The organism is Labrys sedimenti, from assembly GCF_034424805.1.
In the GTDB taxonomy this organism is placed as follows: Bacteria; Pseudomonadota; Alphaproteobacteria; order Rhizobiales; family Labraceae; genus Labrys; species Labrys sedimenti.
In genome coordinates this window covers 1-2,279 of the sequence record NZ_JAXOUF010000060.1, presented here as the reverse complement: position 1 = coordinate 2,279, position 2,279 = coordinate 1, and the positions used below count along the sequence as shown (strand labels likewise).

Genomic DNA, 2,279 nt, shown 5'->3' with positions numbered 1-2,279 from the left:
GTGCTGAGCCAGTTTTTCCAACGGAATGACAGGAAGATGTTCCGAGGGCAGCGCAATCTGCATTCCCTCATATCCACTCCTGACCTGAACCGCTAAATGGTAAATCGAGGCTTCCCATCCTTCAGGCTGGGTATCCCGATGAGCCTGTTCAACACTGCGTTTGAGAACAGCCAGGACGTTGTAAGCCAATACCGCCGTTGCAAACCCCAGTAAGGCAGCCTTTGGGCTGCCAAGGGTTTCGATCTCACTTTCCAGGATCGCTTCCAGTCGCTGGAACATACCTTCAATGCTCCAGCGGCGGCGATACAGTTCGGCGATCTGTTGCGCACTGACGCTCTCAGGCAGGTTGCTCCAGAACATCAAGCTGCTGTCGCCGGAGTCCGTTGGCGAATGAAGCGTCAGTTCGACACGCCGACATTGGTAACCGCCTTTGACCTGGATGATCTGCTCACGCACAGTGCCAGTTTCCACAGGTACTGGCTCTTGCCACTCACCCTCTTGAATCAAGCGTGGATGCTTGGCTTGCTGACGAATGACAAAGCAAGTTTGGACTTGCTCACAAGCCTCCATAACCGGGAGCGTGCAATAAAGCCGGTCAGCCAGCCACACTTGGCCTGGCTCGGCATTGGCCAATAAAGGCAGCACACAAACGCGCTCGCTTGCGTAGGCATCCTCACACGCCTGAAGGTCGACGACCTGATCCAGATCGGGATCGTATGCAACAACCGAAAAACCGGGACGAGCGGCGCCGCGCTCGTTGCGTAAAGCTCCCAGACGTTTTTCAGTGGATGCCAGGTGATTACCGTCCACTACCCGAACCTGCCAACCCGGCAGCATCGCCGTGCAGCCCAGCTCCCGGATGGTTGGAGCCAGGCGCTGTGCACAGCCCGTAATCAGGGCGCGCAACAGAGCAGGCTCGGTACGACTGATCTTGTCGTAGAGAGCCGCCAGGCTGACCGGAAGGTCCTCCAGTTGTCGCGCGGCGGCGTGCAGAGATGGCTTCAAGCCCAATGAAACAAGGGACATTAGCTTGATGATGGTCGAGAACAATAGCTCACGAGAATACTGCCGTTGCCGGTGTTCTTCGAAAACCTGATCAATCCACTCGGGGGCAATAGCCTGCTGCAGCGCCAGTTTGGCCATGACACTGGCAGGTGCTTTTTTTTCGAAACGCGCTAGAACTTCCGCCCACATCGTTTAGGTACCCCCTGAATGAATTTCAGGGGATTTTACAGAAGACCTTGAAATGGCTGGCTTTTACAGCGGGTCACATATGGAAAAGAGCCCGGAATGCCGGCCCAGCCAAAAGTAACCATGGGCCTGTCCCCCGGCAGCGTACGCCATGAAGCTGGTTATCCAGTCTTCTGCCTCAAGCTCTTTGCATATTCGTTCGGAGAACGATACCCCAGAGCTGAGTGCAGTCGACTGCTGTTGTAAAACCCATGCACATAGCTGGCGATCGATAGCTGTGCCTGTTTTTTGGTGGGGTAGACCCCAAAAGCCTCCTCTCTTTTCAGCGTAGCGAAAAAACTCTCCGCCACTGCGTTATCCCAGCAATTTCCCTTTCGACTCATGCTCTGTTTGAAGTCCTTCTTAGCTAACGCTAGACGGAACTTACTGCTTGCGTACTGACGGCCCTGATCGGAGTGAAATACTGCTCCGCTAGTGCCAGAACAGGCGCTCCAGGCATTCAGAAACGCACTTTCCACCAGGCCATCTGGCATGCGGTCTGACAAGCTGTAGCCCAAGATCTGGCGGGTCTGGATGCTCAACACTACGGCCAGATACAGCCAACCCTCTCTGGTTGGGAGATAGGTGATATCACTGACCCAAGTCGGAGTGGGGTTATCGATGGCAAACTGCCGCGCCACCACATTGTTCGCGACCGGCAAGTAATGGTTGCTGTCAGTGGTACAGGGCCTGAAACCGCGTTTGGACTTGCCGTGAATACCCTCCTCCTGCATCAACCGGCTGACTCGCTTGTGGCCCACTGCATACGATTTCTGGCGTAAGGCTGCGACCAACCGTGGCCGACCGTAGGTGTGTCGACTGGCCGCATAGACGCTGCGCAACTCAATGCGAATCTGAGCGTCAGGATCAGGGCGAGGCTGCCTGTGCGTGTAATCGTAGAAACCTGAAGTTGAGACTTCCATCACCCGGCACAACATACGTACCGGGTATTGAGTCCGTTCAGCAGCGACGAAGGCGTATCTCACCTGGACTCTCTGGCGAAGAATACCGCCGCCTTTTTTAGGATTTCACGCTCCATTTTTAGCTCG

The 2,279-nt window shown here is 55.3% G+C and carries 1 protein-coding gene and 1 pseudogene; both read right to left on the bottom strand.

Annotated features, from left to right (window positions below; all coding sequences use genetic code 11):
- Positions 1–1,194 (bottom strand): IS4 family transposase (locus U1R88_RS35315; protein ID WP_425545535.1); only part of this gene is annotated, 1,194 nt, incomplete at its 3' end.
- A gap of 158 nt (positions 1,195–1,352) precedes the next feature.
- Positions 1,353–2,240: pseudogene (locus U1R88_RS35310) on the bottom strand (IS3 family transposase); the annotation flags it as partial.
- Positions 2,241–2,279: the final 39 nt, after the last annotated feature.